The organism is Mycobacterium talmoniae (assembly GCF_001854525.1).
GTDB classification, from domain to species: Bacteria; Actinomycetota; Actinomycetes; order Mycobacteriales; family Mycobacteriaceae; genus Mycobacterium; species Mycobacterium talmoniae.
The window spans coordinates 1-25,649 of the sequence record NZ_MLQM01000061.1 but is presented as its reverse complement, the minus strand read 5'-3'; the positions used below and the strand labels follow the sequence as shown (position 1 = coordinate 25,649).

The 25,649-nt window shown below is 68.9% G+C and carries 17 protein-coding genes and 3 pseudogenes; 6 read left to right on the top strand and 14 right to left on the bottom strand.

Annotated features, from left to right (window positions below):
* Positions 1-339 precede the first annotated feature (339 nt).
* The 3 genes and pseudogenes from BKN37_RS27755 (at position 340) to BKN37_RS13145 (ending at position 5,725) form a co-directional block, all read left to right on the top strand.
* Positions 340-2,298: a CHAT domain-containing protein gene (locus tag BKN37_RS27755; protein WP_207547240.1), complete on the top strand. Its 1,959-nt coding sequence runs from the start codon at positions 340-342 to the stop codon at positions 2,296-2,298.
* A 398-nt stretch (positions 2,299-2,696) separates the two neighbouring features.
* Positions 2,697-4,038 (top strand): annotated as a pseudogene (locus BKN37_RS13150) (IS256 family transposase).
* A 196-nt stretch (positions 4,039-4,234) separates the two neighbouring features.
* Complete coding sequence (locus BKN37_RS13145; protein ID WP_071026475.1) at positions 4,235-5,725, top strand: bifunctional phosphatase PAP2/diacylglycerol kinase family protein; 1,491 nt, start codon at positions 4,235-4,237, stop codon at positions 5,723-5,725.
* A 108-nt stretch (positions 5,726-5,833) separates the two neighbouring features.
* On the opposite strand, the gene BKN37_RS13140 is transcribed toward BKN37_RS13145, so the two are convergent.
* A complete protein-coding gene (locus BKN37_RS13140; RefSeq protein WP_071026473.1) occupies positions 5,834-6,151 on the bottom strand; it encodes a hypothetical protein in 318 nt (105 codons plus the stop codon).
* A gap of 98 nt (positions 6,152-6,249) precedes the next feature.
* On the bottom strand, positions 6,250-6,660 hold the full coding sequence (locus BKN37_RS13135; protein WP_071026471.1) for a hypothetical protein: 411 nt from the start codon (positions 6,658-6,660) through the stop codon (positions 6,250-6,252).
* 138 nt (positions 6,661-6,798) lie between these two features.
* On the opposite strand from BKN37_RS13135, the gene BKN37_RS13130 reads away from it, so the two are divergent.
* A complete protein-coding gene (locus BKN37_RS13130; protein ID WP_071026468.1) occupies positions 6,799-8,385 on the top strand; it encodes an FMN-binding glutamate synthase family protein in 1,587 nt (528 codons plus the stop codon).
* 1 nt (position 8,386) lies between these two features.
* On the opposite strand, the gene BKN37_RS13125 is transcribed toward BKN37_RS13130, so the two are convergent.
* Complete coding sequence (locus BKN37_RS13125) at positions 8,387-9,538, bottom strand: FIST signal transduction protein (protein ID WP_071026466.1); 1,152 nt, start codon at positions 9,536-9,538, stop codon at positions 8,387-8,389.
* Between the two features lie 250 nt (positions 9,539-9,788).
* Here BKN37_RS13125 and BKN37_RS29900 point away from each other — a divergent pair.
* A pseudogene (locus tag BKN37_RS29900) lies at positions 9,789-10,037 on the top strand (helix-turn-helix domain-containing protein); the annotation flags it as partial.
* Positions 10,038-10,305: 268 nt separating this feature from the next.
* Positions 10,306-10,872 (top strand): nuclear transport factor 2 family protein, encoded by a 567-nt coding sequence (locus BKN37_RS13115; protein WP_071026463.1) that lies wholly within the window; start codon positions 10,306-10,308, stop codon positions 10,870-10,872.
* A 104-nt stretch (positions 10,873-10,976) separates the two neighbouring features.
* On the opposite strand, the gene BKN37_RS13110 is transcribed toward BKN37_RS13115, so the two are convergent.
* The 11 genes and pseudogenes from BKN37_RS13110 to recC all read right to left on the bottom strand — a co-directional run.
* Positions 10,977-11,339: a hypothetical protein gene (locus BKN37_RS13110; protein ID WP_071026460.1), complete on the bottom strand. Its 363-nt coding sequence runs from the start codon at positions 11,337-11,339 to the stop codon at positions 10,977-10,979.
* Positions 11,340-11,596: 257 nt separating this feature from the next.
* A pseudogene (locus tag BKN37_RS13105) lies at positions 11,597-13,564 on the bottom strand (SEC-C metal-binding domain-containing protein); the annotation flags it as partial.
* Positions 13,565-13,654: 90 nt separating this feature from the next.
* Positions 13,655-14,860 (bottom strand): Fic family protein, encoded by a 1,206-nt coding sequence (locus BKN37_RS13100; protein ID WP_071026456.1) that lies wholly within the window; start codon positions 14,858-14,860, stop codon positions 13,655-13,657.
* A 60-nt stretch (positions 14,861-14,920) separates the two neighbouring features.
* Positions 14,921-15,883, bottom strand: a complete 963-nt coding sequence (locus BKN37_RS13095) for a DUF1028 domain-containing protein (RefSeq protein WP_071026454.1) — start codon at positions 15,881-15,883, stop codon at positions 14,921-14,923.
* Entirely contained in the window at positions 15,880-16,743 is an 864-nt protein-coding gene (locus BKN37_RS13090) for an NYN domain-containing protein (protein WP_071026452.1), read from the bottom strand. Before BKN37_RS13090 ends, BKN37_RS13095 begins: the two co-directional genes overlap by 4 nt.
* A 70-nt stretch (positions 16,744-16,813) precedes the next feature.
* A complete protein-coding gene (locus tag BKN37_RS13085) occupies positions 16,814-17,221 on the bottom strand; it encodes a type II toxin-antitoxin system VapC family toxin (protein WP_071026449.1) in 408 nt (135 codons plus the stop codon).
* On the bottom strand, positions 17,218-17,484 hold the full coding sequence (locus BKN37_RS13080; RefSeq protein WP_071026447.1) for a type II toxin-antitoxin system Phd/YefM family antitoxin: 267 nt from the start codon (positions 17,482-17,484) through the stop codon (positions 17,218-17,220). The genes BKN37_RS13085 and BKN37_RS13080 overlap by 4 nt, the downstream gene beginning before the upstream one ends.
* 39 nt (positions 17,485-17,523) lie before the next feature.
* Entirely contained in the window at positions 17,524-17,823 is a 300-nt protein-coding gene (locus BKN37_RS13075; protein ID WP_071026445.1) for a hypothetical protein, read from the bottom strand.
* Between the two features lie 94 nt (positions 17,824-17,917).
* Positions 17,918-19,675 (bottom strand): exodeoxyribonuclease V subunit alpha, encoded by a 1,758-nt coding sequence (recD, locus tag BKN37_RS13070; RefSeq protein ID WP_071026443.1) that lies wholly within the window; start codon positions 19,673-19,675, stop codon positions 17,918-17,920.
* Positions 19,672-22,929 (bottom strand): exodeoxyribonuclease V subunit beta, encoded by a 3,258-nt coding sequence (recB, locus tag BKN37_RS13065; RefSeq protein WP_071026441.1) that lies wholly within the window; start codon positions 22,927-22,929, stop codon positions 19,672-19,674. Before recB ends, recD begins: the two co-directional genes overlap by 4 nt.
* Positions 22,929-25,649 (bottom strand): exodeoxyribonuclease V subunit gamma (gene recC / locus BKN37_RS13060; protein WP_071026439.1); only part of this gene is annotated, 2,721 nt, incomplete at its 5' end. The genes recC and recB, both read right to left, overlap by 1 nt.

The following is a 25,649-nucleotide window of genomic DNA, read 5'->3' as shown; positions in this document are numbered from 1 at the left end:
CGCCAAAAAACACGCCGCGGCAGCCCTTGCCAAACAACACCAAATCGCCTAGCGTTCAACATGACTCGTTGATCACAACGCGTGAACCACGCCCGATCCGAAGTCCACCACTCCACGGGACGCTATCGAGTTCGCTCGGCTGCATTATTTCGCGGGCTCGGTGACGACCTAATACTCCAAGGTTCACCAGATCGCGCCGCAATCGCATGGACAAACAGTGCATTAGCAATACTAGAGATGAGGAATGCAACAAATGAACAGATAGATGCAGCGCATTCCTTGCTTAAAGAGACGATTAGAATGCGAAAGAAGGGGACCGTCGACGTCGCTTACAGTCAGATGAATCTCGCTATCGCCGAGTCGCAAATCCTGAAACGCAAATTGCCTCCGCAAGAGCGCTCGGCCAAATATCAGCAGATACTGAAATCGTTCGATCGCGCATCAAGAGTATTTAAGAAGCATGGAGCGCGGCACTACAAATCGATCTACCACATGAGCATCATAGATACCCTGATGGGGTGGCTGGGACATGAGATTGAGGAATCAAGGAAGTCGCTTTATGTCGGATGCATACCTCCTGGATTCTCTATACCGAACTCGTTCGAATTGACTGGCGCCGAACTAGTTCAAATGCTGATACGAAATCCAGGCGTTTTAGGCTTATTGGAAACTCCTGAGTGGGTACCGGCCTGGCCGGACGTAATCAAGGATGCACTCGGTCGCGTCCCGACTTTTGGGCGAAGGCTCAAAGAAGCAGAGTCGTTTATTGAACGCAGTAGTAAATCAAACCACGACCTGCGGATTAAGGTGTTCGAACTCAAGTCGATGTTGAGTCAATTGACAGGTCTGCCCGAACCACCATTTGACTCTTTCGATTCGAGATGGAACGCTGGGCTCCTCGAAGATTATTTAACGAGCGCCCTCAGTTTTCTAATGTGGGAACGGTCTGACGAATACGCAGAAAATCGTTACTTAACCCTCTTAAAGCGGGTGCTCGACTGCGTCATTGCTATCAGAAGTACATGGTCGGCCGAGGATGTCGAACGTCTACTAACGCGGCGCACTTTGGCATTCAGATTCTCTGCATGTGAACTCGGTCGCTTAGGTCATTGGAGGGAAGGGTTCCTCCTGCTGGAGGCGACGCGCGGGCTCGTATCGTCACGAAGCATTGCAGATATTTCGTTGGATTCGGATGAAGTCGACCCTATTTCGCGAAACGGCTCTTGGGTTCATGTGTCGCATAGTCCAAGAGCGGCATACGTATTCGTGTTCAAAGACGGCAACTATTTTGGTAAAGAATTTAATGGATTAGGAGGATGGGAGTTAACGGCTGAATTTCTGAACTTGACGCGGGGCGGCCTGCTGGTTGACCAAGACGGTGACCGAACTTTAGCCGAGGCCTCTGCTCTGCGTATCTCAAAGTTGTTAGAGCCGATCGCAGACTGGGTCGATGAACAATGTGGCAACCGGATTGCGCTCCTTCCTGGAGGCTACTTTCAGGCCTTCCCATTTTGGGCTTGTGGCCACCTAGGCGATAGCTGGTTGGCTGGACGGAAGCTCATTTCAATGGCGCCGTCTCGCGCCGTTGCGGTACGTAATGCAAAGAAACGAAGCGGTCCTACGGCATCCTGCAGCCTCTCAGTGCAGCGGGCCAGTTCAGTGCCGGGGTACAACCAACTCAATTGGTCCGAGCGTGAAGCGGATGTGATTACCGACGGCGCACCATCACACGTAAATGTCAGCATTTCAGACGCTTCTCGTGAGTCGCTACTCATGTCCTTACTGTCCGCCGATGCTGTCCACTTCACTGGACACTCTTCCGCTGATATCGACCCTTATGAGTCGGCACTTATTACTTATGGCGAGCCTCTTTCGGTGCGGGATATCCTCGGCGCCTCAGTCAGTTCATCGATCGTGGTCCTCGGGTCGTGTCAATCTGCATTGGCCAGGAACGCGTTGCGTCAGGACGAGATGCTGAGTATACAAACCGCGATGTTTTATTCTGGCTGTGAATCTGTAATTGGAACGAGTTGGCCGATCAGAGACGCGGCGGGCTTTGCATTCACTGTGAAGTTTTATGAATCACTGTGGCATCTGATGGGGTCGGTGGATAGTCTCGGTGTCGAAGTTGCGATCCGTGCGTGTGCCTCAGCGTTGTTGTGGATGCGAAGTGTCTCAGTCGATGAGCTCAACTCCATGTTTGAGCACTACGGGGCTCCACGTGTATCTGGCGAGCCCCAAGAAAAAGCGTTTGGGTTCTATGAATGGGCGGCATTTGGTGTGGTCGGCGTTCCATAGCGCAGGGCTGCCGCCACGACTGCGTTGGGTGATCTGTCCCTTGGTGCGCACAAACTCGCACGTCTCCTTCAGGGGAAACAGATCACATAATATCGCGCACTGAAGCGGCCAGGTATGTCTCTCGTCGATTTGTGTAGAAAATCGGCATGAAGCACCGGTCGTTGATAACTGTTCACTCGGTGCGCTCGTGTGCGTTCGTCTACCGACTCAAAGACTGTGGGCTGGCCGCCCATACACGGCCACTGCCAGAGAGGAATAGTCACCGAGCAATGATCAGAACCTGTGGATGAGCCTCGGTGTGGGGGCGTGAAAGTGGGCGCACCTTCCCGAGGATGATCTGAATATCCGAGGTCTGATCAAGAGCCGGCGTTGGCGCGCTGGTTCGGGAAGGTACGCCCTTGCTCACCGTAGTTCACGATGCCGAGGAGGCCAACGACAACACCGGTGGTGGCAGTCGGTCGTTTGTTGGATGAGATCGTCCGCGATGGCGCGCGGCAGATGGCCGCGGCGTTGCAGGCCGAGGTGGCCGCGGCGTTGCAGGCCGAGGTGGCCGCCTATGTGGCCCAGTTCGCCGACCAGCTCGATGACAACGGCCACCGACTGGTGGTGCGCAACGGTTATCACCGGGCCCGCGAGGTGCTGACCGCCCGGGCGCAGTCGAGGTCAAAGCGCCGCGGGTCAACGACCGCCGGGTCGATCGAGACACTGGGCAACGGCGGCGGTTCTCCTCGGCGATCCTGCCGGCGTGGGTACGCAAGTCCCCACAGATGAGCGAGGTGCTGCCACTGCTGTACCTGGACGGATTGTCGACCAGCGACTTCGGGCCTGCGCTAGAGCAGTTCCTCGGGTTCCGGTGCCGGGTTGTCGGCAACCACGATCACCCGGCTGACCAGCCAGTGGCAAGACGAGGCCCGCGCCTTCGCTGCCCGTGACCTCTCGGGTACCGACTACGTGTACCTGTGGGTCGACGGCATCCACCTCAAGGTCCGCTTGGACCAGGAGAAGCTGCGCCTGCTGGTGATGCTCGGCGTACGTGCTGATGGCCGCAAGGAGCTCGTGGTGATCACCGACGGCTACCGGGAATCAACCGAGTCGTGGGCTGATCTGTTGCGCGACTGCAAACGCCGCGGCATGACCGCCCCCGTGCTCGCGGTCGGTGATGGTGCGCTCGGGTTCTGGAAGGCGGTTCGCGAGGTGTTCCCGGCCACCAAAGAGCAGCGCTGCTGGTTCCACAAGCAGGCCAATGTCCTTGCTGGGCTGCCGAAGTCCGCGCATCCCGCCGCGATCGCAGCCATGCGCGAGATCTACAACGCCGAGGACATCGACAAGGCACAAGTCGCGGTCAAAGCCTTCGCGGTCGACGTCGGCGCCAAATATCCCAAGGTGGTCGCCAAGATCACCGACGACCTGGACACGCTGCTGGAGTTCTACAAGTACCCGGCTGAACATTGGATCCACTTGCGGACGACAAATCCGATCGAATCGACCTTTGCCACAATGCGTTTGAGAACGAAGGTCACCAAGGGGCCGGGATCACGCGCAGCCGGGCTGGCAATGGCCTACAAGCTCATCGACGCCGCGCAAGCCCGCTGGCGGGCCGTCAACGCCCCACACCTGGTCGCCCTGGTCCGTGCCGGCGCGGTCTTCCACAAAGGCAAACTGCTCGAACGGCCCACCGACATCACCCCGCCGACGTTGCCCGCGGACGGTGACGAGCCCGTCGGAACGGAGGTCGCCTGAAACACCCCGATCCACAGGTATTGACAATTCCTCATAGTCACCAACGCAAGGGCAAAATACATGTGCAGTCGTCCGAGAACGCCGCGAAGCTACTGTGCCAGTCGTGGTTTGACGTGCTGGCTGAGTCCAGCGGTTTGTGGCCCCATAACTACGTGACGCTTGGGTATATCGGCGGCCGAGGCCTAAGTTGACTTCCATGCCCCGCCAGCTGCCGCACTCATCCCGCGGAATCCGCCAGATCGCCGCGGGCCTCGGTGCCCTGGACACCGAGGTGTTCGAGGCGGTCGCCACCTCGCACGGCCCGGTCCTGGACACCGCCATGCCGGCGCTGACCCGCGCCGCCGACCACAGCAAGCTGTGGCTGGCGCTCGCCGCGGTGATGGCGGCCACCGGCAACCGCTCGGTGCGCCGCGGCGCCGGCCGCGGCGTGGCGAGCCTGGCGGTGACCAGCCTGATCACCAACCAGCTGGGCAAACGGGTGTGGCGGCGCCAGCGCCCGGTGCTCGGGTCGGTGCCCGCCGCGCGGCGGCTGCTGCGCTACCCCACGTCGTATTCGATGCCGTCCGGGCATTCGGCCAGCGCCGCGGCGTTCACCGTCGGTGTCGGGCTGGAGAACCCGACGCTGGGGCTGTTGCTGGCGGCGTTGGCCGGCCTGGTCGGGCTCTCCCGGGTGGCGACCGGCGCGCACTATCCCGGTGACGTGCTGGCCGGCTTCGGGATTGGCGCGGCGATCGCCGGGCTGGGCGGGCGGCTGGTCCCGCCGATCGTGGACCGGCGGCTGCCCAGCGCCGACCCGTTGCGCGTCGACACCCCGCCGCGCCCGGACGGCGCCGGGGTGGTGCTGGTGATCAACCCCGCCGCCGGCAGCGGCACCGGCGCCCGGGTGATCGACCAGGTCCGCGACGAGCTGCCGCACGCCGAGATCGTCGAAATCGACGGCGACGACGACCTGGAGCAGGTGTTGCGCGATGCCGCCGAGCGCGCCGAGGTGCTCGGTATCGGCGGCGGCGACGGCACGGTGGCGTGTGCGGCGGCGGTCGCGGTGGACACCGGCCGCCCGCTGGCGGTGTTCCCGGCCGGCACCTTGAACCACTTCGCCAAGGACCTCGGCTGCGACCGGGTGGCCAAAACCGTGCGCGCCATCCGCGACGGCTGCGTGACCTGCGTGGACCTGGTGTGCCTCAATGAGGCCCGGCTGATCATCAATACCGCCAGCATCGGCGACTACCCGCGGCTGGTGCAGACCCGGGAACGCCTCGAACACAAGATCGGCAAACCGCTGGCGGCGGCCTACGCCATGTGGCAGACCCTGCGGCACGAACGGCCGGTGCGCATCCGCTACGACAACACCACCGTGCAGACCGGCCTGTTCTTTTTGGGCAACTCGTCGTACGCGCCGTCCGGGTTTGCCCCGGCCTACCGCAACCGCCTCGACGACGGGCTGATCGATGTGCGGATCCTGGAAGCCGGCCGGCGGTTCAGCACGCTGCGGGTGATGACCGCGCTGCTGCTGGGACGGCTGGAACGCAGCCCGCTCTACCACGAGTTCCACGTCCCGGAGTTCAGCTTCACCGCACTGGACGGGCCCACCGCGCTCGCCCACGACGGCGAAGTCGGCGAGCGCTACCAGCACGCCAACTTCGCGGTCCGCTACCGGGTGCTACCGGTGTTCAGCCAGCTCCCGTGATCGCGCTCCAGCGTCGTTGAGATTGCGGACGGGGCTGTTCCCGGGCCGAAATCGCGACCCTGTACGCAATCTCAACGCACGTCCCGAGCCGCCGCGGCCCGCGGCCGCTCAGGCCGAGCCCTGCGCGTCGATGACCGTTTGAATCAGGTCGACGATGCGCTGCTGCCCGGCGGCGGCCAGGTCGAACTTGGCGCGCATCTCCTGGCGCAGGTCGACCATGTCCTCTCGTAGCGCGTTGAAGCTGGCGGTGGTGGCGTTTCGGAAGTCGCGGAGCTCGTCGCCGATCGCGCCGACGTCGCGGTCGGCCCCGCCGGCGAGCACCCGAGCCGCGGCGGCGTCCTGCTCGCTGGCGCGTACCCGACCACGTAACTCGCGCACCTGCCCCTCCAGGGCGGTGACCCGTGACTCAAGGTTCTCCGACGGCATGGTGGGCAGCCTACGCCGGGGCCGCAGTCCGGGAATTGCGTCACTTCATGCCATCCACAGCCGGCAGGTCAGGGTAGTCGGCTGCGGCGGGGGACCGCTCAGGCCGAGGCGTTGCCGCCTTGCGCGTCGATCACGGTCTGGATCAGCTCGACGATGCGCTGCTGCCCGGCGGCGGTCAGGTCGAACTTGGCCCGCATCTCGGCGAAGCCGTTATCGACCCGCGCGAAGTTCGCGTCGACCCGGTCGAAGTTCTCGTCGATCCGGGCGAACCCCTCCTCCACCCGCCGGACCCCGTCGTTCAGGCCCGGGCGCAGCGCAGGGAAGCTGGCGATCGTGCCCCGCCGGAAGCCGCGGAGCTCGTCGCCGATCGCGCCGACGTCGCGGTCGGCCCCGCCGGCGAGCACCCGAGCTGCGGCGGCGTCCTGTTTGGTGGCGCGCACCTGCCCGGCGAGGTCACGCACCTGGGTCTCCAGCGCCGAGACGCGGGCTTCCAGGTCCTCCGACGGCATGCCGGCAGCCTACGCCGGCGCGGCAGGTACCAAGCTGCGTCATCCCCAGCCCTGGTGCCGCGTCGGCGCCGGCAACGACGCGGGCCGCGCGGCGAGCAGGTCTCCGGGGTGCCCACCCCGTAAGGTGCAGGCAGGCTTATGTACAGGTTCCTCACGTTTGTCGTCCTCGGTGTGGTCGCCGCGCTCGCCGGGGCGGCCGCCGCGCTCATCTCGGGGGCCTGGCTGGCGCTGGCGGTGCCGGCGGCCCTGTTGTTCGCCGTCGGGCTCTACGACCTTGTCCAGCCACGGCATTCGGTGCTGCGCAACTACCCGGTGCTGGGGCATCTGCGGTATCTGATGGAGGCGCTGCGGCCCGAGCTGCAGCAGTACTTCATCGAACGCGACTACGACGGCCGGCCCTACGACCGGTCCCGGCGCTCGATCATCTACGAACGCGCCAAGGGCGTACACGCCGAGCAGGCCTTCGGGACCGAACGCGACATCGACGAGGTGGGCTATGAGTACCTGGCGCAGTCGGTGGCGCCGGTGCCGCTGCCCGAGCAGCCGCCGCGGGTGCTGGTCGGCGGGCCGGACTGCACCCAGCCGTACTCGATGGCGCTGCTGAACGTGTCGGCGATGAGCTTCGGGGCGTTGTCGGCCAACGCGATTCGCGCGCTGAACAAGGGCGCCGCACTCGGCGGGTTCGCCCACGACACCGGGGAGGGCGGGCTGACCCCGTACCACCTGGAACACGGGGGAGACCTGGTGTGGGAGATCGGCTCGGGCTACTTCGGCGCCCGCACCGCCGACGGGCGTTTCGACCCCCAGCAGTTCACCGACAAGGCCGCCCACCCGCACGTCAAATGCGTGTCGCTCAAACTCAGCCAGGGCGCCAAACCCGGGCTGGGCGGGGTGCTGCCGGCGCCGAAGGTCAGCGCGGAGATCGCCCGTTACCGCGGGGTTCCGGCCGGCGTAAAGTGCGTCAGCCCCGCCTACCACTCGGTGTTCACCACCCCGCGTGAGCTGATCCGGTTCATCGCCCGGATGCGCGAACTCGCCGACGGCAAACCCACCGGGTTCAGGCTGTGCGTGGGCACCCGCACCGACATCCTGGCGATCTGCAAGGCGATGCTCGACGAGGGCACCGCCCCGGATTTCATCATCGTCGACGGCGCCGAGGGCGGCACCGCGGCCGCGCCGCTGGAGTACGAGGACCACGTCGGGGTACCGCTGACCGACGGGCTGATGACGGTGCACAACGCGCTGGTCGGCACCGGGCTGCGGGACCGGATCAAACTCGGCGCCAGCGGCAAGGTCGCCGGCGCCACCGACGTCGTCAAGCGCCTGATCCAGGGCGCGGACTACACCAACGCCGCGCGCGCCATGATGATGGCCGTCGGCTGCATCCAGGCCCAGCGCTGCCACACCAACACCTGCCCGGTCGGGGTGGCCACCCAGGACCCCAAGCGGGCGCGGGCGCTGGACATCGCCGACAAGAGCCTCCGCGTGCAGCGCTACCAGCAGGCCACCGTGCACCAGGCCATGCAGATGATCGCGTCGCTGGGCGCACACGGACCGCAGGAGCTGTCGCCGCGGATGCTGCGCAAACGGGTCGCGGCATCCTCCGTGCGGTCCTACGCCGAACTGTATGAATGGCTGCGCCCCGGCCAGCTGCTCGCCGAGCCGCCCGAGTCGTGGCTGGACGACTGGTCGGCCGCCAGCGCCGACAGCTTCGCGGTCCGCTGACTCAGTCCACGAACAGCGCCAGCGAGGCGGTGAACCCGTGCAGCGCGTTGTGGCCGGCGATCGGGCCGATCTCGCCGGCGGCGAAGAACCCGGCCAGCGGGATCCCGCCCAGCAGCTCCTCGATGGTGGTCGCGTCGTGGTCGGGCACCCCGAACATCCGCCGGCCCCGGCCATTACAGGTGAACAACAGCGCCCCGGCGGGGCGGCCGGGCAGTTCGGCGGCCGCCCGCTCCAGGGTGTGCCGCAGATCCTTGTCGGCGCCGACGGCGTCGCGGACCTGGAACTGCAGGGTGGCGCCGACCTCGACGATCTCCCCGATCTCGATGGCCTCGGCGGTGGGGTCCACGCCGAGCAGCCCGCGGATCAAAAAGTCGCCCTGCCCGGGTGAGGCCAGGTGCTCGTCGACGACGATGCCGACCTGCAGGCCCTCGCTGACCAGTTCCTGCTCCTCGGGCGGCAGCGCGGCGACGATCTCGCGCAGCCGCTGCACCGGCGGCCGCCCGCCCAGCTCGGTGATCAGCGCGCCGTCGGCGCCGGTGACGATGTAGGGGTGCCCAATCGGCCGGCAGCCCTGCGACACGATCGGCACCCCGTGCGCACCGGGCAGCCGCACCCCGACCAGCCCGGACTCCAGCACGTCGCGGTCGCGGAACAGCCGGGTCTCACCCGGGCCGCGGCCACCGCTGACCAGCCCGCCCACCACGGTGGTGTCCGGCAGCTCGTCGTTGAGGTGGTCGACGAGCAGCTCGGCCGGGAAGGTGTACGGGTCGGGCAGCAGCAGGTGCAGGTCGTCGGTGGCGCGGTCGAACCGGTACCCGGTGATCAGGCCCCCGGTCCCGGTGCGGACAAACTCCAGCTGAAAGGTCTCGGCGGCCAGGCCCGACGCCAGCCACACCGCCACCGCGGGACCGCGCTCCAGCTCGCGGCGCCCGGCGATGACCGCCTGCGCGACGCAGCCGATCAGCGCGGGCGGGTGGGCGATCTCGTGCACCGCGGCCAGGATCTCGTCGGCGTGGCCGGTGTGGGAGCGCGACGCGAGCAGCACGGCCAGCGACGGCGCCGCGCCGGCGAGCGCGTCGCGCGCCTGGGTTGCTGCCTCCACCGCGGCCTGTCGTGCGTCGGTTGCGGTGGAAATCCCGACTCCGATCCGCACCCTTCCATCATGCGCCCGGGCGGAGTGGCGCTGTCGGTGGTCAGCGCTTATATGGGGGCATGGTGGGCGAGGTTGCGGTGCCGGCGCATGGCGCGAGTCAGCGGTGCTACGTGCCAGTTAGCCAACCTCCGGCCACATCCCACCCGCGACTTATATTGGTATTGATATAGGATGGGTATCGACCTGAAGCCCATCAGATGACCCAAAACTGATATTGAACTCGCCAAGAAGCGCTATCGGGAGGCAAAAGATGGCTGACAGCGTGTTCTACGACCTCACCGACAGCCCCGATGAGGCGGCCAATCTCACCGCGCGCGGTCTGCTCATGATCGCGATCGAGCAGCGCATCAGGGAAGCGGGTTGGACGCAGAACGAAGCCGCCGCGCGTCTTCATGTGACTCAGCCTCGAGTATCGGACCTCTTGAACGGAAAGATCAGCAAGTTCAGCCTTGATGCGTTGGTCAACATGCTCGCGCCAGTGGGCCTGACGTTCGACGTCCGACCGCTCGAACATCCCCCCGCCCCGGCGGGGGACCGAGTTCGTCCGGGTCGTGCGGCCAGGACCGAGGCGAACAAGCGCCAAGCACTTAGTACGAACTGACCAGCTGGTCATCAGCATCCTCGCCGGCCCTACTGGCCTGGCCGTGCAGTCACTCTCCTGTCACCTGGCTGTGAGTTAACTGCTACCCACCTTTAGGTGAACGACAGGTAAACTAGAATCGCTTAGGCTGTAAAACGAACGCGCAACCAACGGGAAGGTGTAGTCCATGGCCAGCTTGCCCGCGATCACGCTCGACAGCACCGTCGACCTTGCCGACCGCAGCACCGCGGTCGACTTCATCAACCGGGTCAACCTGCTGTACGACGCCTACGAGATCGACGCGATGGTCGGCGCGTTCCTGCCGGACAGCACCATCTTCCACACCCAGGGCATCACCCACGGCCAGACCGAAATCCGGCGCTTCTTCCAGCAGGCCTACCCCTACAGCGGGCCCGGGGTCAGCCGGATCGCGACCAACCCGATCGTCGACGCCGACGAGGACGGGGTCGTCGTCCGCTACCACAACCTGCTGGTCCGCTACTCGACCGAGGAGCCGTCGACCATGGTCACCGGCCAGGTGCAGCAGACCCCCGAGGACCTGCCCGCGATCTGGGTCTACTCGGCCATGACCGATCGGCTGCGCCGCACCGAGCGCGGGTGGCGGATCTTCGAACGCTACATCGGGGCGACCACCATGAACGACCGGCTGCGCCCGGTCGCCTCCCGCACGCCGCACCTAGACCCCTACCGGGGCCCGGCGGCCACCGTGCTGCCCCGCCAGTTGGTGTTCTGAGCGTCGGGTCTGCTGGGCAATGCTCGCGAGTGTGAAGTTAGGTTCACCCGCGGCCGTCGAGGGTGAACCTAACTTCACGCTCGCATAAGCCCGGCGCCGATCAGCTAGCGCAGACCCTGGATGAGGTCCACGATGCGCTGTTGACCGGCCGCTGCGGCGTCGAGTTTGCCGCGAATCTCGACGAACCCGTTGTCGACCTGCGTGAACTTCAGGGTCATCTCGCTACGAAGGTCGTTCATATCGGCGCGAAGATCGGTTATGTCCGCGCGAACGGCGTTAAAGCTGGCGACGGTGGCTCGGCGGAAGTCGCGGAGTTCGTCGCGAAACTCGGTCACGTCACGGTCAGCGGCGCCCGCCAGCACCCGAGCCGCGGCTGCATCCTGCTCGTTTGCTCGCACTCGGCCGTCAAGCCGACGCACTTGGGACTCCAGCGCGGTGACGCGCTCCTCAATGTTCCCCGGCTCCATGGCGGTAGCCTACCGCCGGAATTCATGCCGGCAATTCAGTCCGCCCTGGCGGGGTCCGGTCCGGCCGCGCGACCCTCCCGGCACCGCCGGAAGGCATGTGACCGTTTCGAAATGGATAGCGCCGGTGATACTGGCCGGCCCGGCGCGGGACGCGTCCCGCCGGGTGATATCGGATGCGCCATCGCATTTCAGCACCACACCATGGTCGAGATTCCGGGACGGATGTGACGCACGGGGCTGCCCGCTGCCCGTTACCCGCTCATCTCCGCCACCAGCGTCGCCGCGTCGGGGTCGCTGTCCAACAGCGCGATCAGCGCGTCGCGGTCATCCGGGTCGACGGCTTCCAGCCCCCCGAGCCACGCCATCGCGTCCCCGGCGGGCACCACCCGAGCACAGACCAGCTGCCCCGGTTTGAGCCGGCGGCCGAGGTCCGGTTGGGGCACGTCGTGGACATCGTCGGTGCGCACGTCGCGCACCCGGACACTGGCACCGTTGACCTGCTCGATCTCGAACACCGAGCGGTCGGTCTGCAGCCATTGCTCGGCCAGCGCCCGCTCATCGTCGGGCAGCAGCGACCCGCGCGTCGCCAGGAACTCCGCGAACGCACCGCCCTCGAACAGCACCGCGTCGATCACCAGCGGATAGGTCATGGCCTCGGCCAGCGCGTCGGCGGTCGACTCGTCGGGGTCGGCGTAGCGGGCCCGTTCGAGGGCCACCGCCATGAGCGACTCATTCCAGCCGGCGTCCAGCAGCATGTAGTGGCCGGCCTTGGTGTACAGCCAGGCCACCCGCTCCGCCAGCGGCAGCTCCTCGCGCCCGAGATGGCACTTCTTGTATTTGCGGCCCGACCCGCACCAGCACGGCTCGTTGCGGCCCAGATCGCCGCGCGGCTCAATCCGGTACCGCTGCAACAGCTGCACGAGCGGGTGATCGGGTGGCGCCTCGGCGCGGTGCAGTAACGCCAACCCGTGTTCGGCGTCGCCGCGATCGGAGGCGAACCGGGCCAGGTCCAGCAGCGGCAGCGGCCAGTCGACGTCCATCGCCTCGGCCGCCAGCAGCTCACGTTCGGCGGCGGCGACGTCACCGGTGCGCTCCAGCGCCACCGCGCGCAACCAGCGGCATGCCACCCGGGCCGCGGGCGGCACCTTGGCCTCCAAGACCTCGGCGAACATCCCCAGCGCCGCGGCCCCGAGCGCGCCGGACCCGTCCGTCTCCTCCGCCAGCGCATCCGCCAGCCGCGGGTCGGCGAGCGCGGCCCCGAGTTCGGCGAGCAGATCCGGGGCCTCCTCGGGATCCGCGGCACCCGCGTCGGCGGCGGCCAGAGCCTCGTCGGGGGCGGCCAGCGGCTCGGGCTCCTCGGCGTCGGTGGCCGCGAGCTCCCGCTCCATGTTTTCGTGCAGCCGCAGCAGCGCGTACAGCATGAACGCCTCGTCGTCGTCGAGGTCGTGGCGCTCGGCCATCCTCGCGCAGTCACGGTTCACATCCTCGCGGCCGAAGTCGAACCCGGCCGGTGCCAGCCAGGCGTCGCGGCGGACCAGGCCACCGGCGTCGGCGATTTCGCTCAGCGGCGGCAGCGGCTCGGTGAACAGCGCCGGGTCTTGGCTGCAGGCCGTCCACGCCGCGGCGTCAAAGAAGTCCGACTCGTCGGCGGTGAGCGTCGCGGCCAGGCGTGCGCCGGCCACCGCGCCGTCGCCGGGCGCGGCGACCGGCTCCACGACCAGACCGTCCGCGGACAGCCGCACCCCGATCAGGTCGCCGACGCCGACGCCCAACGCGGCCAGCGTGCCCGGCGCCAGCAGCAGCGCCGGTGAGCTGTCGATGAGTTCGAACGGGATGTTGCGCTCCTCGAGCAGCTCGTCGTCGTAGTCGGCGACCGCAAGCTGCACCGCCGACCCGTCGGCCAGCCGCTGGTACTGCGGGTGCATGCACAGCCCGGTGATCGGGTCCAGGTCCGGGGTGGTCAGCAGCAGGTCGTGGGTCAGCTCGTCGGCGCCGAGCCGGTGGGTGAACACCCGGCCGGCCAGCAGCGCCGGCAGCCACGCGAACCGCTCGTCGACCAACTCGCCCACCGGGCAGTGCAATTCGAACTGGTCGCCGCGCAGCACGGTGTCCGGATCGGGCACGTCGGCGTCTCGCAGCAGCTCGGCGAGCTCGTCCTTGCGCAGGGGGCCGCGCTCGGTGAGCAGTGCTTCCAGGGTCTTCGCCGCTTCGAACGTTTCAGCCACGTCGGCCACCCTATGCGGTGGCGGCACGACTGGCGATAGCCCTATCCACAGGCCCCGCTGGCTCAGGATCGGATCCGCGGCGCGGTGTCTCTAGGGCGCCCCGCGTCGTCCGGCTCGTGTCGCGAACGCATCGAGGGCGTGCAGGACCTCCGGAGCGCGCCAGGCACGGTTGCGGTTGCGCGCCGTGAACTCGACGATGATCCCGGACTCAACGAGCGGGTTCAGGTAGCGGTAAACGTTGCTGATCGGGATGCTCAGTTCCCGCCGGAGTAGCTGTGCATTGACCACCGGGCGTTTGATGAGGAGGTTGGCGACCCGGTGCACGGCGGAGTCGCGGCGGGCCGTGATCCGCGTCGCCCAGTCACGCCTGATGGCGTGCAGATCATCGACCAGCTGCCTACCATTGACCACCGCCAGTATCGATGCGGTGGAGAGTCTTTCAACTATCGGGGCGGTGTCGCCGTTTCGATAGTCGTCTAGCGCGTCGAAATACGCCTGGGTGTCACTTAGCAGCCCGGCCGAGACCGGGACCGTGATTTGGCGAGTGAGGCTCTTGTTGCGCAGCATCGCCTGGATCAGTGCCCTGCCGGTGCGGCCGTTGCCGTCGGGAAACGGGTGGATGGTCTCGAACTGCGCATGTGCGATCGCAATGTGGGGCAGGGCCGGGATATCGCTCCGTTTGATGAAACGAATCAGGTCATCTACTGCACCGGCAACCCGGTCCTGGTGGGGGGCAATGAAATCGGCGCCACGCGGGCCGAAGTCGCCGCCGCCGATCCATACTTGCTCGGCGCGCCACCGCCCGGCGATGTCCGGATCGCCGCCGTGCATCAGGGTCGCATGCATGGCCAGGATGGCGTCACTATCAAGGCGGTCCGCGCATGCGACCGCGGTCCGCATTGCCTCGGTGTTGGCCACGATCATCGCGGCGTTACGGCGGCTGGTATCGCCCAAGGATTCGGCTTCGGCGATCGCCCGCGCCGACGCGGTCAGGTTTTCGATCTTGGAACTTGCCGCCGACTCAGACCGCAGCAGCACCGAGGGGAACGGAGCGATCTCGTCGCCGAGTTCGGCGTCGAAGCGGGCTATCTCCTGGCTGGCTTCTTCGGCGTCGGCCAGCACACCGGAGGGAAGGCGGATCTCCAGGTTGGCAATCAGGGCAGGTATCGCGGCTTGGTACTCCCCGGACTGACGGCGGGCCGCGCGCAGCGCGGTGCGCCCGTACCCGCGCTCGGCGGGCAGCGGCCAGGTTAGGGTCTCGTACCCGACGGCAGTGCCGGCGCCAACTGATGGCACCCGACAATTTTATCATCAGCTAAATCGTCAAGTGATAATAATAGCCGTCGCTATTCTCACTTAGCCCTCGACGAGCGGCGCACTCACAGCGTCAGGACCGGTGCATTCCGGGGACGTCAGGCGCGTGACGTCGTCGCGGTCCAGGATCCCGGCGTCGGCCAGCGGCCCGACCAGTCGCCGCAGCCGGGGATTGTGGCGGCTGGCCTCGCTGAGCAGGCGCCGTGCTTGCTCGAACCGGCCCCAGCGGGCGTGCAGCACCGCCGACCAGAACGTCGCCTCGGGGTTGGGCCCCAGCACGGTGGCGACGTCGGCGAGCCGGGCCGCGGCGTCGGCGAACTCCGCGTCGGAGCCGCGTCGGCCGAGCACCGGCCCGGCCGGCTCGAACGCCACCCGCGACAGTTCGTCGAACGCCCCGTGCAGGCTCAGGATGCGGGCCAATTCGTCGATGGGATCGGGGTGGTCGTCGACCCGCAGGTCACGCAGCACCCCGGTCCACGGGTCATCGCTGCGGTGCCGATCGACGACCAGCAGCGCGGCCGACTGCTGGCCGCGCAGGTCGCCGCCGGCGTGTTCGGCGCCGCGCAGCCCGGCCAGCAGCCGGGCCGCGAGATCGCCGTCGGCCTGCTGGAACCCGTGCAGCGCCGCGTCGAGCACCGCATCGTTGTCCAAGATGTTGCCCAGCACCGCGACATGACCGTCGCTGGCCATCCCGGCCGCGGCCACACAGCGTGCCCCGGTGTGCAGCCCGAATCCGCCGGCCGCGTCGAGGTAGCCGATCTGGCGGAGCTCGCGGTCCGGGTCGGCCTGAAGCAGCCGGGCCAGCGCCTCCTCGGCCGGGATGCCTTGCCGCATCAGGTTTAACCCGCGCGGGCCGTAGGAGCGGTCGGTGATCGCCTGCGTCGCTACCACTCCCACACCGGCTTCGCCCCACGTCACCATCGCCCCGACCGCCAGGTAGTGCGACTGGGTGGCCACGCCCAGGGCGCCGGTCTTGGGGTCGCGGGCCAGCAGCGAGTACGTCATCGCAGCCGCACCATCCGGGTCGTCGAGCTCTCGTCGAGCTCCACCAGATCCGAGCGGGACCGCAGGAAATCGCTGAATGACTTGAACCCCAACGATTTTTCGCTGAACGACGGGTCCATCCGCTTCATCTGCGCCTTGACCGCCGAGTTGTGCAGCCAGTCCACGTCGTCTTTCTCCAAGCCGATCTGCAGCGCCCGGGTCAACAACCGGGTGGCGGCGGCCTGCGGGTCCGGCGCCGGCGGCTCCTCGGGTTCGGCCTTGGCGCGGGTGCGGCGTTTGGGTTCGGCCTCGACCTCCGGCGCCGGTTCGACGGCCGGTACCCCGGGCACCGCGTCGTAGCTGACGAAGTCGTCGCAGGCCGCCGCCAGCGCCCGGCTGGTCGACCCGGCCACCCCGATGCCGACCACGTAGCGGCCCAACCGCTTGCAGCGCTGCGCCAGCGGGATGTAGTCGGAGTCGCCGGCCACGATCACCACGTGGGTCAGATCCGGCAGCCGGAACATGTCCTCGACGGCGTCGACGGCTAGCCGGATGTCGGCGCCGTTCTTGCCGTAGGCCGCGGCCGGGAACAGCTGCACCAGGTCGACCGCGCGGCCCACCAGCTGCTCGCGGTAGCCGGTGTTGACCTCGGCCGACCAGTCCGCGTAGGCGCGGGTGAGCACCAGGGTCCCGAACGACGACGCGAAGTCGATGATCGCGCCGACGTCGACGGTGGCCCGCGCCAGCTTCTCGGCCTGCTTGGCCAGCCCCTTGGCCTTGTCCCGCTGAAAGGAGTTGCGGCCGTTGACCTGGTCGTAGCGCGAGATGACGATGTTGTCGAAGTCGAGGTAGACCGCCACCCGGGTGTCGCCGGTGTCCATGCCCCCAGTGTGGGGTATGCGGGTGTGCGGTGGCTGGTTATGTGCCGAGGTGTCGCCTCAGCCCGCCTTCCTACGGCGGCCCGGCCCGCATACCCACACTTTGCGCGGCACGACGCAGTTCATCGTCATGGGCGACCATGACGTCGGAGCCGACGCGCATCGCCACAGTCAGGTGGATGGCATCCAGGGTGCGCAATGCGCCCGGCGCACTCGGCGCGTCGTCGATGTCGCTCCGATCCACCTCCACCAAGTTGACCATCGACAGCAACTCTTCTGCCTCCGCGGCATCAATCTCCGGCTGGCGGTTGGCTTGGCAAAGGATTTCGGTTCGTAACAACGCGGACGACACGATGGTGTGATGCCGCTCGGCCAGCTGATCCCGATACCGCTTGGTTTGCTGGGTAATGCGCCGAGCACCGGGGCCTGGCCCGACGGTCAAGACTCGAAGCGCCGCTGAGGTATCCACATAGGCGATCACTCGCCGCGCATCTCATTCAGAACGTCGAGGGCGTCACGCTCCGTTCGGCGCGCAGGGATGTCCGTGAAGCGTTTGGCCTTGCCCGGCCGCGCCAGTCGCACCTGGCCAGCAGCCACCAGGCGTTCATAAGCTGTGGCAGCGGGCGGGATCAGCACCGCCACCACTTCGCCGTGGTTCGTCACCTCGATGACCTGGCCCTTCTTGACGTCATCGAGGACCCGGGCTGAGTTGTTGCGGAGTTCGCGAGCTGCGATCTTGCGCACGGCACACCCTTCCGGAAGACATAGCAATCGTAGCCACCGCTAGCGGTACCACCGGGGGATCAGCTCGGGGTCCGGTAGCGGATACTGACCGAAGAATCCGGCCGGGTCGCCGCGCAGCACCTGGGCGTTTTCGATCTCGGCGCGTCTTCGGATCGCATCGAGGCGAGCCCGCTCGGCGTCGCGGTGCTTGGCGTATTCGCGCAGTACCCATCGGGTGGTCAGCACGACCACGGTGATTACGACGGCGGCCAGGATGAACCACCGCAGCCACCACAGAATGGCGACGATCAGCAGGACGCCGAACGCGGCCGTTCCGCTCCCGTCCCTGCGACTACTCATGGTCGTCACGGTAGATGGCGGGTACGACAACTTATTGGCGCTCGGACCCGCTCAGCGCCCTGGTATCACCGGCGCTATCCGTTTCCAGAAGGTGTTAGTGGTTCGGTCCCGGGGCTGGTGGGGCTCCTGAGACGACGGGCGCCAGTTTCAACCGTTGCGCCAGCCCCGACGCCCGCACCACCCGGCGGCCCATCGCGGCGCGCACCGCGGTCTCCGAGCCGACCACTCGCACCGTGCGCTTAGCCCGGGTGACCGCGGTGTAGAGCAGTTCGCGGCTCAACAACCGGGAGTCCGCCGGCAGCAGCACCGTCACGTCGTCGGCCTGGCTGCCCTGGGATTTGTGGATGGTCATCGCGTGCATGGTGTCCACGTCGGCCAGCCGGCTGGGCGCGAACTCCAAAACCCGGTCCGCGCCGACGATCACCGCCCGCAACCCGTCGGGCCGCACCAGCGTCACCCCGGTGTCGCCGTTGTGCACACCCAGCCCGTAGTCGTTGGCGGTGACCAAAAGCGGCCGCCCGGCATACCACGGCGACCAGTGCGTATCACCGGTCTCCTCGGTCAGCCAGCGCTGCACCTGCCGGTTCCAGTGCTCGACGCCGTACGGTCCGCGCCGGTGCGCGCACAGCAGCCGGTGCTCGTCCAGCGTCGCCAACGCGGCCGTGTCGGCGCCCAACAGCGCCGCCTCCCGCAGCCGCAACGCGTGCGGCACCAGCACAGAACGCAACCGGGTCACCGGATCCTCGTCGTCGATCCACTCCACGTGCTCGCCGCCGGCGGCCAGCAGCGTGAGCACCGCGTCGGCGTCCCCGGCCCGGATCGCGGCGGCCAGCGCCCCGATCGACGCGCCGAAGCGGTGCGCGGTGCGCAGCGCGGCCACCCGGGTGTCGCTGCGCGCCGACAGCCCGTCGACCAGATCGGCCAGCACCGCACCGGCTTCCACCGACGCCAACTGGTCCGGGTCGCCGACCAGGATCAGCCGGGCATCCGGGCGCACCGCCTCCAGCAGCCGCGCCATCAGCGTTAGCGACACCATCGAGGTCTCGTCGACGACGATGACGTCGTGCGGCAACCGGTTGCCGCGGTGATGCCGAAACCGCGTCGAACTGTCCGGCCGGGACCCCAGCAGCCGGTGCAGCGTCGACGCCGGCAACGCGAAAAGCCGTTGCCGGTCAACCGGGTCCAGCCGCAGCACCTCGACGGCCACCGCCTCGGCCAGCCGGGCCGCCGCCTTGCCGGTGGGTGCGGCCAACCCGATCCGCAGCCCGCCCCGGCCGGCCGCCGCGGCCTGCTGGGCCAGCAGCGCCAGCAGCCGCGCCACCGTGGTCGTCTTGCCGGTGCCGGGCCCGCCGGTCAGCACCGTCACCGGTTGCGACAGCGCGATCCGCGCGGCCGCCCGCTGCTCCTCGTAGCCCGGCGGAAACAGCCGATCCAGCTCCGGGGCCGCGGCCGAAACGCCGCGCCTCGACAGCGCCAGCAGGTCGGTGCAGACCTGGGCTTCCTCACGCCAATACCGGTCCAGGTACAGCAGCCCGTCGTCGGTCAGGCGCAGCACCGGCGGCTCGCGCAGCAGCCGGCTGGCCCGCACCGCCGCCAGCCACCCGGACGGCGCCGGCCACGGCAGCTCCGGTTGCCCGATGTCGGCGGCGACACTACCCAAGTCGACACACACCGATCCGCCGCGCAGCGCCCGCACCGCGACCGCCACCGCCAACGCCACCCGCTCGTCGGGTTCTCCGCCGAGTGCGCAGATCCGTTGCGCGATATGCACATCGGCGAACTCCAACACCTCGGCGGCGTGGAACACCTGCAGCAGGCCGGTGGCGCCGGTGGCGGGATCCGGGGCGGTCATGGCGCCCCTGCGTCGAGCAGATCCGACAGCGCCGTCACCAACGCGGCCGGCGGCCGCCAGCTGAACACCCCGGCCGGATGCCCGTCGAGCACCGGGGTGTCCGGCCCGCACATGCCGCGCACGAACAGGTACAGCACCCCGCCCAGATGCCGTGCCGGGTCGTACGCCGGTTGCCGCCACCGCAAAAACCGGTGCAGCACCGCGGCGTACAGCAGCGCCTGCAGCGGATAGTCGGAATGCAGCATCGCCTCGGCCAGCCGGGGATAAACGTAGTCGGCGGCGGTGTCGCCCAGGTAGTTGGTTTTGTAGTCGACCACCAGATACCGCGGCCCCGGCAGCCGCAGCACGGCGTCGATCGACCCGGACAGGTAGCCGCGCAGCGGCTGGTCGCCCAGCACCTCGGAGCGCAGCCGGTCCGCGTAGCCGGCCAGCGGGTCGTCGGCGGGCAGATGCGCGGCCAGCAGCGCCCCCACCTCGGCCAGCCGCAGATCCCGGGCCGCCCCGCGGACATCGCCGCCGGCCAGCGGGATCTCGAAGTCCAGCTCCCGCAGCCGATCCGGCAGCCGAATAGCGCGCAGCGTCACCCCGGACGCCAGCGGCCCCAACGAGGTCTCGTGCATGGGCAGCAGCGCGGACGCCAGCGCCGCCGGCTCGGCGTCCACCGGCCACCACGTCGACGCCGCCCGCACCTGCTGCTCCAGCTCGGCCGCCAAATCGGCGGCACCAGGGTCGGCGTGTTCGAGCACCGCGTGCACCAGCGACCCGAACGTCGCCCCCGCCGGCAGCGCCGCCATCGGCGACGGCACCGCCGCACCCACCGGCGCCGACACCGGAACCGCCTCGGTCTCGTCGTCGCGGGCGGCGACCTCGGCCTCGCTGGACACCGGAATATCCACGGCGGCGCGGATCAGCGCCGAATACGAGGTGCGCCGCCAGCCGGTGTCGATGGAGCGGTGAAAGTGCCGGACCGCCAGCTCGGTGGGCGGCGCCGGCGCCGGCAGCGGGGTGATCGGCGCGATCACCGAATCCTCCAGCACCGGGCCGCCGGCCGCGGCCCACCCCTTAAACCGGGCCAGCGCCTCGGCGTCCGACGGCTTGGGCTCGCAGCGGTCCGGGACCGTCGGCTCGCCGGGGCGGCGGCCGCGCAGCAGCCGGGACAGCCCGCCGTTGGGTTCGTCGAACGACGGCGCCCACCACGCCACCACCTGGGACTGCGCCCGGGTCAGCGCCACGTAGGTGAGCCGAATGTCGTTGCGGGCGGCCTCGGCTCGGCTGAACCGCCGGATATCGGGGGCGTCCGGGCCGCCGATGTGCAGGCAGCGGACGCCGGCGTCGTCGTGATACAGCGGGATGTCGTCGTCGAACACGTGCCGGTTGAACGCGAACGGCAGGTAGACGATCGGAAACTGTAATCCCTTGGCGCCCCACACCGTCAGGATTTGCACGGCGGCGGCGTCGCTGTCCAGCCGCCGGTTGCGTTGCCGGGCGCCGCTGCGCGCGCCGCGCTGCCGGCGCAGCCAATCCCGCAGCGCCGGCAGGCCCAGCCGGTCGCGGTGCGCGGCCTCGTGCAGTAGCTGCGCGAGGTGGGCCAGGTCGGTGATGGTGCGTTCCCCGCCGCGCTGCGCCAGCAGCCGCCCACCCAGGCCGGCCAGCTGCGCGGCCTCGAACACCGCGGCCGGGCCGCGCAGCCGCAGCTCGTCGGCCCAGTCCCGCAGCACCGCGGCCACCGCATCGGTCAGCGCGTCCCCGCCGGCGGCCAGGTCGGCGGCGGTGTGGCCGAAGAACACCGTCGCCGCGGCGGCGCGCACCAGTCCGCCGCGGTGCGTCTGATCGAACGCCTCCAGCAGGCACAGCCAGTCGGCGGCCGCCGCCGACCCGAACACGTCGGCGTCGCCGGTGAACACCGCCGCAATCCCGGCCTGCGCCAACGCCTCCTGGCACACCGCGGCGTCCTTGCTGTTCTCCACGATCACCGCGATGTCGCCGGGGGTCACCGGCGCGCCGGCGAAGGTGGCGGCGCTGGCCCGCAACGCGGCGACGTCGGCGGCCAGGTCGGCGGCGATGTGGGTCCGCAGCGCCGCCATCGGGATGACCCGGTCCTCGTCGACACCGAAGCCGGCGCGGCTGACCACCCGCAACCGAAACGGCGCACCGCACGGCGCCCCGGCCAGCCGGTGCCCGCGTATCGCGGCGGTGATGTCGTGCACGACGATGCGCGGATCCCCCAGCGCCGCACCGGCTAACACGGTGTGCACGGCCTCGACCAGCACCGCATCGCTGCGCCAGTTCACCGCCAGCGTGCACTGCCGCGCGGCGGTGCACGCGGCCTGCAGGTAGGTGTAGATGTCGCCGCCGCGGAACCCGTAGATCGCCTGCTTGGGGTCCCCGATCAACACCACGGTGGCGTGCCCGGCGAACCCGCGCTCGATCACCTGCCATTGGATCGGGTCGGTGTCCTGGAATTCGTCGACCATCACGATCGGCCAGCGCCGCCGCATCCGGTCGCGGGCCGCGGAGTCGGCGGGTGCCAACGCCGTCGCGAGCCGGCGCAGCAGATCGTCGTAGCCGAGCACCCCGAGCCGACGCTTGCGCAGCTCCAACTCGGTGAGCACGGCGGTGACAAACCGCAGCCGCACCTCGGCCGCCGAGCCGGGCTCGGGCTGCTGCGGGCGCAGCTGCGCGTACGGGTCGCCGACGGCCGCCCGGGCCAGCGCCAGCGCGTCGGGGTAGCTCAGCGCCGCCTCGTCGTGCTGGGCGCCGAACTGGGCGAGGTACAGGTCGTCGACGATCCGGGTCACCAGGTCGTCGAGGCTGTCCACCAGCTCCACCCCGGCGCCGGTATCCCCGGCGATGCCCAGCGATTTGAGCACCAGGTGGCAGAACTGGTGGGTGGTGGCGATGGTGGCGGCGTCGAAGCTGGCCAACGCGTCGCGCAGCCGGTCGCGCCGCCGCGCCCGCTCGGCGGCGCTGCCGGCCAGCAGGTGCTGGATCAGGTCGGTGGCGGGCTCGGCCCCGGCGCCGTCCAGGGCGGCCACGGTGTCCACCAGCTGGTCGCGCACCCGTTCGCGCAGCTCCCGGGTGGCCGCGCGGCTGAACGTGATCAGCAGCATTTCGTCGAGCGTGGCGTGGCCCTCGGCCAGATACCGGGTGACCAGCCCGGCCAGCGCGAACGTCTTGCCGGTGCCGGCGCTGGCCTCCAGCACCGTGGTGGTGCCGGGGGCGGGCAGCGGGCCGAGCAGGTCGAAACGCTCCATCACGACGACCGTTCCGCGCGCAGCAGCGGCAGCCACAGCCGCGCCGCCAAGGCGCCCAGTCGGGTGTCCTCGCCGTCGACCTCTTCGCCCGGGCGCGGTGGCCCCAGCAGCACCTCCAGCGCAGCCCGTGGGCCCCACACCTTTTCGTGTGCGGGCTCGGCGTTTTCGCCGGGGTAGCGCTGCGAGGACCACTTGCTGCCGGCGTACCACATCGGGTCGCGGCCGGCGTGGCGTTTCTCCGCCCACGCGAACGAGGTTTTCAGCGGCAGCGGCAGCGGTTCGCAGCGCCCGGTGTCGTAGAGCCGCACCAGCTCGGCCAGCGTGTCGCGGGGTTGTGGCGGCGGCCCGAGCAGCCGCTGACGGATCTGGTCGCCATCGTTGGCGCGCCCGATGCAGTGGGCGGTCCAGTCCCGGCCGGGATGCTGGGCGGCCAACGCCAGCAGCGTAATCCAGGCCTGCAGCAGGTGGGTGTCGCGCAGCTTGGCGTAGTGGACCGCCACCGTGGCGTCCCCGAACACCGGGGTGATGGTGCCGGTGAGCCGACGTCCGCCGCCGAGATCCACGTCGACGTCGTGGGCGTCCGGTTCGCCGAGCCGATACCGGCGCGCCGCGGTGGCCAGCCCGGCGGCGCGGTCCCGGATCTGTTTGGCCGCCCGCCAGCCCAGCTGCCCGGGCGGCAGGCAGCCGCGCCGCCACTCGGTGTCGATGGCCGCGGCGGGGTCCATGCCGCGCAGCATGTCGTGCAGCATCCGATCGCCCACCGCCCACTCCTGGCGGGCGTCGATCTGCACCGGCATGTCGTCGCTGACCTCGTCGACGTCGAAGGGCAGCGTGTAGTCCAGGGCCCGGAAAAAGCCCTTGACCGGGTCCTTGAAGAACCCGAGCAGATCGGCCAGCGCGACATCGGCGGGCTCCGGGGCCGGCAGCGGATCCGCGACGAACACGGGTGCGGGGCAGCGGGTTCCGGCGGCGGCCTGGGCGGCCAGCGGGGCGGTCGGGTCGAAGGTGAACGGCGCACCGGGGATCAACGCGCCCGGTTGCACGGTCTTGACGTCGAACGGCTGCAGCGGATGGTGTACGACGACCCGGTCGCGCACAGGGGCGCCGGTGGTGTGATCCAGGGCGTCGAGCAGCTCGGCCAGCGGCACCGCGGGCGGGCGGTGATGCCCGGTGTGCTCGTCGGCGCCGGTGTAGGTGATCACCAGGGTGTCGGCGGCCGCGCTGATCGCGTCCAGCAGCAATTGCCGGTCCTCGGAACGGATGTCGCGTTCGCCGGTCAGCGGGTCGCGGGCCAGCACGTCGTCGCCGTCGGGCAGGTCCAGCCGCGGGAACACCCCGTCGTCCAGGCCCAGTAGGCACACCACCCGGTGCGGCACCGAGCGCATCGGCACCATGGTGCACACCGTCAGGGTGCCGGTGCGGAAGTTGGCGCGGGTGGGCCGCCCGGCCAGGTGTCCGGCCAGCAGCGCCCGGACGTCGGGCAGCCGCAACAGCGTGTCGGCGCGGGCACCGGCGTCGCGCAGCACGGTGGCGAACTCGCGATGCAGGTGTGCGGCCGGCCAGGCGTCGTCGGTGTGGGTCAACGCCGCGACCCCGTCGCTTAGTGCCTGCATCCAGGTGACCAGCGGGCGGGCGCCGTCCAGCGCCGCCACCGCCGTCTGCAGTCGGTCCACGTATTCGGCCAGCCGACCGGCCAGCTCCACCCGGCTGCTGCCGACGTCGTCGAGCGGCAGCGCGGTGTCCAACCAGGCCCGCGAATCGTCAGACATCGCCACCCCGGTCAGGATGCGGTCCAGCCCGAACCGCCAAGTGTTGTGCACGATGTGGCCCAGCCCGTAGGGCTCGCGGGTGTGCGGGTCAAACCCCCAGCGGATGTTGGCGTCCCGCACCCAGGCGGTGATCTGGGTCAGGTCGTCGTCGGTGAAGCCGAACCGGGCCCGCACCGGGTCGGCGTGCGCGAGGTTGAGGACCTGGCTGGCGGTGGCGCGGCTGCCGGCGATGGTCAGCAGTTCGGCGGCCACCCCCAGCAGCGGGTTGGTGTGGGTGAGCGCCCGGTCGGCCAGCCGCACCCGCAGCCGATGCGCCGGATGCACGTCGCCGGCCCGCTCACCCAGCCCGAAGCCGGCCACGATCAGCGGGGCGTAGCTTTCGATGTCGGGGCACATCACCACGATGTCGCGCGGCTCCAGCGTCGGGTCATCGGCCAGCAGCCCGAGCAGCACGTCGCGCAGCACATCGAGCTGGCGGGCCGGGCCGTGACAGCTGTGCACCTGCACCGAGCGGTCGGTGTCGCTCAGCGTGCGCTTTTGCGGCCGGACGGCGTTGGCGCTCAGGTCGGCTTGCAGCCAACCCAGCAGCGTGTCGGGATGCGCTGCAGCGCCCAGGAATTCGTCGCTGGCCGGATCATCGGGCGGCAGCGCGCGTTGCAGCTCGCGCAGGTCGCGGCCGAGGGTTTGCAGCAGCGGGTGCCGGGCGCTATGCCGGCTGTCGTCGGCGACGCGGGGCACCGCGCCGTGGCTGTGCTGCAGCGCCCGCCACAGCGCATCGGAGGGGTGCGGCAGCCACAGGTGCAGCTCGTGGTGGGTGGCCAGCGCCTGCAGCAGCTCGACGTCGGTGCGGGTCAGCCGGGTGTGCCCGAATAGCGACAGCCGGGCCGGCAGGGTATCTGTCGGGGCCTCTTGCAGCCGGGCTTTGGTCTCTTCGTGCCGCTGGTGTGGGGG

Coding starts and splice junctions, on each gene's coding strand:
- recB (WP_071026441.1), bottom strand. CDS start 22,929: ATGGAGCGTTTCGACCTGCTCGGCCCGCTGCCCGCCCCCGGCACCACC.
- BKN37_RS13115 (WP_071026463.1), top strand. CDS start 10,306: ATGGCCAGCTTGCCCGCGATCACGCTCGACAGCACCGTCGACCTTGCC.
- BKN37_RS27755 (WP_207547240.1), top strand. CDS start 340: ATGAATCTCGCTATCGCCGAGTCGCAAATCCTGAAACGCAAATTGCCT.
- BKN37_RS13135 (WP_071026471.1), bottom strand. CDS start 6,660: ATGCCGTCGGAGGACCTGGAAGCCCGCGTCTCGGCGCTGGAGACCCAG.
- recD (WP_071026443.1), bottom strand. CDS start 19,675: ATGACCGCCCCGGATCCCGCCACCGGCGCCACCGGCCTGCTGCAGGTG.
- BKN37_RS13075 (WP_071026445.1), bottom strand. CDS start 17,823: ATGAGTAGTCGCAGGGACGGGAGCGGAACGGCCGCGTTCGGCGTCCTG.
- BKN37_RS13095 (WP_071026454.1), bottom strand. CDS start 15,883: ATGACGTACTCGCTGCTGGCCCGCGACCCCAAGACCGGCGCCCTGGGC.
- BKN37_RS13140 (WP_071026473.1), bottom strand. CDS start 6,151: ATGCCGTCGGAGAACCTTGAGTCACGGGTCACCGCCCTGGAGGGGCAG.
- BKN37_RS13090 (WP_071026452.1), bottom strand. CDS start 16,743: ATGGACACCGGCGACACCCGGGTGGCGGTCTACCTCGACTTCGACAAC.
- BKN37_RS13130 (WP_071026468.1), top strand. CDS start 6,799: ATGTACAGGTTCCTCACGTTTGTCGTCCTCGGTGTGGTCGCCGCGCTC.
- BKN37_RS13110 (WP_071026460.1), bottom strand. CDS start 11,339: ATGGAGCCGGGGAACATTGAGGAGCGCGTCACCGCGCTGGAGTCCCAA.
- BKN37_RS13145 (WP_071026475.1), top strand. CDS start 4,235: ATGCCCCGCCAGCTGCCGCACTCATCCCGCGGAATCCGCCAGATCGCC.